The organism is Microcoleus sp. Pol7_A1 (assembly GCF_036701085.1).
Taxonomy (GTDB): Bacteria; Cyanobacteriota; Cyanobacteriia; order Cyanobacteriales; family Microcoleaceae; genus Microcoleus; species Microcoleus asticus.
On record NZ_JAUBQD010000045.1, the window covers coordinates 32,687 to 39,460 of the forward strand.

Annotated in this window: 5 protein-coding genes; 4 read left to right on the forward strand and 1 reads right to left on the reverse strand. The window is 47.2% G+C overall.

Annotation, left to right across the window (positions count from 1 at the left end):
- Positions 1 to 34 precede the first annotated feature (34 nt).
- A complete protein-coding gene (locus QUA20_RS22420) occupies positions 35 to 1,231 on the reverse strand; it encodes a transposase (RefSeq protein WP_333191243.1) in 1,197 nt (398 codons plus the stop codon).
- Between the two features lie 335 nt (positions 1,232 to 1,566).
- Here QUA20_RS22420 and QUA20_RS22425 point away from each other — a divergent pair, with 335 nt between their 5' ends.
- The 4 genes from QUA20_RS22425 to QUA20_RS22440 form a co-directional block, all read left to right on the forward strand.
- Positions 1,567 to 2,079: an adenine phosphoribosyltransferase gene (locus tag QUA20_RS22425; protein ID WP_333191244.1), complete on the forward strand. Its 513-nt coding sequence runs from the start codon at positions 1,567 to 1,569 to the stop codon at positions 2,077 to 2,079.
- A gap of 255 nt (positions 2,080 to 2,334) precedes the next feature.
- Positions 2,335 to 3,375 carry an ABC transporter permease gene (locus tag QUA20_RS22430; RefSeq protein WP_333191246.1) on the forward strand — a complete coding sequence of 347 codons (1,041 nt, stop codon included), beginning with the start codon at positions 2,335 to 2,337 and terminating at the stop codon, positions 3,373 to 3,375.
- 231 nt (positions 3,376 to 3,606) lie between these two features.
- Complete coding sequence (locus QUA20_RS22435) at positions 3,607 to 6,072, forward strand: amino acid permease (protein ID WP_333191247.1); 2,466 nt, start codon at positions 3,607 to 3,609, stop codon at positions 6,070 to 6,072.
- A gap of 32 nt (positions 6,073 to 6,104) precedes the next feature.
- Positions 6,105 to 6,774 (forward strand): leucine-rich repeat domain-containing protein (locus QUA20_RS22440; RefSeq protein WP_333191249.1); only part of this gene is annotated, 670 nt, incomplete at its 3' end.

Here is a 6,774-nt window from a genome sequence, read left to right on the forward strand (position 1 = left end):
ATATTAGATTTTTGACTTTAGATCTTAGGGTAAACTACTCCACGGCTAGAAGCCTGGAGCTTTCAGTAGCCCTGATGTGGTCTGCAAGATTGCAGGACAACACCGAACCTCCGAGCGGGTTTACAAATGCCGCTCCCACAATTGAAATCACCTTTGAACCATTTTCATCAGCATCACCGTGATTGCCACAATGCCCACATTTAAAACTCTTGCCACTCCGATAAGACTTGCCTTTTATAGGGTGGATGTGCAAGCAGTTATTGCAAGTCTGGCTGGTGTAGGCAGGGTTAACCGCTACCAATTCAACACCATACTTCACAGACTTGTAGCTCAAAAATAATCGCAGTTGGAAGAATGCCCAGCTATTACTGCGTCTGCGCTCATTCTTGTTTCTGGGTTGCTTATTGGTACGCTCTCTGATGCCTGTCAAATCTTCAATTGCAATGATTGCATTGTTTTGGATTGCCGACAGAACAATCAGTTTACTGATGTTGTGGTTCAACCAAGTTTGGTAACGTCGCTCCGAGCCCGACAGCCGTTGCAAAATCTGTCTTGCCCTGCGGCGAGTAGACCTTGTGCCTTTCGATGCTTTTTGTTGGAGTGATGCTCTGACCAAAGCAAATTTGTCTCTAACGCCTTGAATCTGTTTGCCGTCCCATTTATCCCCGATGCTAGTTACTGCGATATCACGGCGTCCAAAGTCCACTCCGATTACTTGAGTCGAGTGGATCGGCTCAGGTGCTTCATTTTTGAGTTGAATATGGACGTAGTATTGCCCGTCACGATGCTTACACAATTGAGCGCTAGTCGGCACTCTGCCCTTGAGCTTGCCTTTCTGGTAGTTGCCTGCATTCAACTTAATATGCTCACGCCCATTCAGTAATGTCAGGCTGACTTTCCAATCCTTCTCTCTGAAAGCAAAGATTCGGGCATCGTAATCGGCACTGGTAGGAGAAAAAACCTTGACAGGCTTGCCATTGATTTTCTCCGTTTTACGGTTAGCGCCAACGCGCGCACAAACTCTAACCGTTTGATTGGCGCTCAATCCAAACTGTTGACGCAATTCCTGATAGACCAAGTTCTGAATCGTGGTTTTACTGGTTATCCCAACTTTTACCGTTTGATTTGCCCAGTTGCAAGCATCTGCAAACGCCTTCAGCAAAGAGTCTATTTTAGAACATTGTTCAGGTGTCGGTTGGAGCTTACAAACTAGAGTCAGAACTTGTTCCATAATTGAGAAAGCCTCACCATGCGATCTATCTAATTCTACAGCACAACTGAAAAAACTCTGTTTATTTTCAAGGAGACGGTCGTCGCAACCGCGTTCCTCCCCATGTCTGAAGCCAGGGGCTTACCGCTCGTTTTTTGGTGACAAATCTTGATATTCAACCCTGTTGTTAGGGAATTATGACATTTGTTTACATAGTACGTAAAGGATTAAGCAATTAAAGAATAAAAATTAAAGAAGCTTTTAGTTTTAATTTTTATTTTTAATATTTTAAATTTTGACGTTATTATTGTAGCATTTTTGATGCCTCGTTACCCTCAACGCCGATCTGCAAGCTTATGGATCTCAAATCTCTGATTCGCGACATTCCTGATTTCCCAAAGCCGGGAATTCTGTTTCGAGACATTACAACTTTGCTGCGCGACCCGCAAGGGCTGAGCTACACCATTGACAGCTTAGCGGAAAAATGCTCTGCAATGTCTGTTGACTATGTGGTGGGCATGGAATCGCGGGGCTTTATATTTGGCGCGCCTTTGGCTTATAAAATGGGAATAGGCTTTATTCCTGTCCGCAAACCAGGGAAACTGCCAGGTGCGGTTCATTTTGCTGAGTACGAATTGGAATACGGTGTCGATCGACTGGAGATGCACCGAGATGCGATGACATCCGGCAGCCGGGTGCTGATTGTGGACGATTTAATCGCCACTGGCGGAACGGCGGTGGCGACGGCTAAATTGTTGGAGCAAGCTGGGTGCGAGCTTGTCGGTTTTGCTTTTATCATTGAATTGCAGGCTTTGGGCGGCAGGGAGAAATTGCCGGATGTGCCGATCGTCACGCTAGTTGAATATTAGTTAGTTAACTGCTGACAGTTGACAGTTGGCAGTTGGCAGTTGACAGTTGACAGTTGAATAAAAACTACTGACAAATAATATCCTTGACCTTTGCATCGGAATTATTCATCTCTCTCTTCTCTGACTCTGCGATCTCTGCGTTAAGAGCGGTTAAATCATTCCGATGCAACCGGAATTAATATCATTCACAATTCTTCAATTCTTCAATTGTTCAATTCAACAATCTAAAATCTAAAATCTAAAATCTAAAATCCTATGACTTCTATTAAATTGAATCGAAATTGGCGAGGGTTGAGTTCTCTGTTTGGTGGCGAGACATTTACTTATGTTGTCAAGCGACTGTTGCAGGCACTTTTAACGCTATTTTTGGCATCGGCTCTTTGTTTTGCAATTATTGAGCTAGCACCGGGAAATTACTTGGATACTTTGAGCCAAAATCCGAAGATTTCGCCGGAAACACTCAAGCAACTCGAACAGCAGTTCGGCTTAGATAAACCAGCTATTGTGCAGTATTGGCTGTGGCTGCAACAAATTGTGACGCGGGGGAATTTTGGCACGAGTTTTGTGTATCAGCGATCGGTAGCTTCGCTGCTGTGGGAACGGGTACCGGCGACGCTGTTGATGGCGATCGCATCTATGTTTGTGACTTGGGCGATCGCCATTCCTTTGGGAATTGTCGCCGCCGTCAATCAAAACCGCACAGTCGATCGAGTTCTGCAAGTAGTCAGCTACACCGGACAGGGATTTCCGAGCTTTATTACAGCTTTGTTGCTGCTATTTTTCGCACAAAATACTTCGCCTCTGTTTCCCGTCGGAGGAATGACAAGTATCGACCACGCAGACTTACCTTGGTGGGGTCAAATCCTCGATTACGGCTGGCACTTAATTTTACCAACTGTCGCCCTCAGTCTTACTGGTTTTGCTGGTTTGCAAAGATTGATGCGGGGACAATTGTTAGACGTGCTGCGTCAAGATTACATCAGAACAGCGCGGGCGAAAGGTTTGCCCGACGATCGAGTAATTTACGTTCACGCTTTGCGGAATGCTGTTAATCCGTTGATTACGCTATTGGGTTTTGAGTTTGCTAGTTTGTTGAGCGGTGCGTTTATTGCCGAATTTTTCTTTAATTGGCCGGGTTTGGGAAAGCTGACTTTGGAGGCGGTGAACAATCAAGATTTGTATTTAGTAATGGCAAGTTTGATGATGGGTGCAACCATGTTGATTGTGGGGAATTTGTTGGCGGATTTGCTGCTAAAAGCTGTCGATCCTCGGATTAAGCTCGAAGATTTGAAATAGTAGACTTAACTCAGTCAGGACTTACGCAGTGAGAATGATTTTTTGTCATTTCAATCCTTCACAAGGCTTCAGGACTGTGAAGGATTTCAAATTTTTATAATTTAGAGAGTATAGAGTATAAAGAAGATCCCAGAGAAGTGGTTGATGAACTAATTTTTTTGGTAGCGAATGAAACAGTCAGTGACTTCAGGGAAAACTTGAGTCTACATTAGTCCTTTTTCTACGAGAATCATGAATCGCAATCCGGTTTCAATACCTCCCTTGCCTCAGAGTCTTTCTTCACAAGAAACCTGGGGGTTTGGCTTTAGTGGGTTGCTTTTATGGTTAGGGACTGCGCCTGCGATGAATGCCGCACTAGGTCCGCAGGCGATCTGGGTTTGGTTGCCGGGAACAATCATTAGCATGATGCTCAACCTGCAAGTTAAGCGGTTAGGGACTTACTTCCCAGAGGTAGCTGGAGGCACCCCAAACTATACGACCCGCTTGCTCCACCGGTTGCCAAACTTGGCTCGCTATGGGGCCATTGGTTATATGTTCGGCTGGGCGTCTGTGCCAGCCATGAATGCGATCGTTCTGACCGATTTAATCAAAGCGAATCTGACGCCACTGGGGATTACCTGTCCAGAGATCCTATTCAGAATTGGGTTTACAGTGCTGCCGTTCATCGTTGCTTTTAGTGGAACTCGCACGCTAGGTATTTTGCACTCTTTCTTTATATTTCCAGCGATCGGGTTTCTTCTCACCTTTTGTATCCAAGGCATGGCTTGGTTAAGTTTTGCTCCCGCTAGCCCTGGGGTGCTGCCGGAGCTGGGAGCAGGCGTTTCTCCGATCGATTGGATGAAATGGTTCTTTATCGCCGTCTATGCGGTTTATGGTGGCGAAACGGCTTCTTCATTTGTGGCAGATAGCCGCCAACCCAGCGTTACCCTACGGTGCTTGCAAGTGACGACGGGATTGCTTCCGATCGTCTATCTCGGCGGATCGTGGGTTTTGATGCGGTTAGCCACAGATCCCGGCTTAGGGGATAGCGCCTACCTCAATCTAATGGCAGCAACCCAACCCTTCTGGGGCACATTCGCCCCCGCTCTGGTCACCTTTCTGATTGCGTCAGGATGTCTCCTCAGCTCTGCAACTGCTGTTTCTAACAGTCCCCGGATTTTGTATCAGTTAGCCAAAGATGGCTACTTACCACCCGTGTTTGCCGTGCTGTCTCGCCGGGGAGTGCTCGAACCCAGTTTGATTTCCACCCTCGGGCTGAGTCTGATTTGCCTGTGGTGGGGCGATGTCGCACGGGTTGTGATGGTGGGGGGGACCGGCTACCTGAGTTCGATGATGGCAATTCACTTAGGTGAGTGGGTCAGTCGGCGACGACCAGAAACCAGATGGCCCTGGTGGTCGCTGGGCTTCTTTGGCCTTGAAGTGGCTGTTTTAGTCGTGGGTGGGTGGGCATGGAGCTGGCAGGACTTAGCGATTGGCTTACTGCTACCTTGGCTGATTGGCGTGGCAGGCACTCAATTACCGCGCCTGAACGTCCCCCTGTTCCATCCTGATGGGTGGATGCAACGGTATCACCAGCAACCCAATACCAGCAAAACAGATTGGTTGGCATTTCAGGTCACGATCTTAATTGGTTTAGTGTGCAGTGCGCTGAGTATTGGCTGGTGGGTGAGAGCGGGTTTAGAGCGGGTGGCTGTGGGGCAATATGTGGCTTTGTTTAGCATTTTGTTAGTGACGGTTGCCTTCGTGGGAGTGGCGATCGCCTGTTGGACCAGTTTGCCTCAAATTGCTGCCATTACTGAAGCCCGAGAGCAAGTCGAACGCACGCTGCTGGAGTTGCAACAGACCCAAACGCAACTCGTGCAGGCAGAAAAAATGTCAAGTTTAGGGCAATTAGTGGCAGGGGTCGCCCATGAAATCAATAACCCCGTTAATTTCATCCACGGCAATCTGACCCATTTGCGGGAGTACACGCAAAATCTGATGGATCTGATTGAACTTTACCAGCAGGAGAATCCTAATACGTCTCCCGATATTCAAGCTATGGTGGATGACATCGATTTAGAATTTTTGCAGAAAGACCTACCGAAAACCCTGAATTCGATGGAGATTGGCACCGATCGCATTCGTCAGATCGTGCTGTCATTACGCAACTTTTCCCGTCTTGATGAAGCTGACTTTAAAACTGTCGATATTCACGCAGGGATTGACAGCACCCTCCTGCTTTTGGGAAATCGCCTCAAAGCCAGAGCCGATTTCCCAGAGATTAAGGTCACTAAGGACTACAGCCTCCTACTCCACGTTGAGTGCTACCCCGGACAACTGAACCAGGTGGTGATGAATATTCTGGCAAATGCGATCGATGCGCTCGAAGAAAGCGGTAGCGGGAAAACCTATGCACAACTCCAAGCTAATCCGGGGCAGATTAGGATTCGCACGTCACCCATCGAAGCTGATTGGGTAGAAATTGCGATCGCTGACAACGGTGTTGGTATGTCCGAACAGATTCAGCAACGCATTTTCGATCCGTTCTTTACCACCAAGCCTGTGGGAAAAGGGACAGGCATGGGGATGTCCATCAGTTATCAAATCATCACGGAAAAACATCGCGGTAAGCTCAAGTGTTTTTCTACGATCGGGCAAGGAACTGAGTTCATAATTCAGATTCCCACCCGCCAACAATTTAGTAAAGCTGTATAGAAATAATTAATTTTGTACTCTCGGAGTGTTTTATGTCAGAAGAACAACCAAACGAATCAATTAGTTTTAGCCGCTTTGCGGACTGGTGCAGGCATATTGAGAGTCTTTCAGAAGAGGCAAGGCACACAGTTAAAGTGTTGTTAAAAAAGGCTAGCACTGAGGACGCACAAGGAGCGGAGCAGATACTTTCAAGCATGACAACACTGAATCTGGGCCTCAATCAAATTACCGACATCAGCGTTCTCGGCTCGCTTACCAATCTGACCACACTGCATCTGGGCTACAATTATCTAATTACCGACATCAGATTCCTCGGCTCGCTCACCAATCTGAAAACACTGATTCTCGACAGCAATAGAATTACCGACATCAGCTTCCTCGGCTCGCTCACCAATCTGTCAACACTGAATCTGCGCCTCAATCAAATTACCGACATCAGCTTTCTCGGCTCGCTCACCAATCTGACCACACTGCATCTGGGCTACAATTATCGAATTACCGACATCAGCTCCCTCGGCTCGCTCACTAATCTGAGAGAACTTGGTCTCGACTACAATAGAATTACCGACATCAGCTTCCTCGGCTCGCTCACCAATCTGACAGAGCTGCATCTCAGCAACAATCAAATTACCGACATCAGCTTCCTCGGCTCGCTCACCAATCTGACAGAGCTGCATCTCAGCAACAATCAAATTACCGACA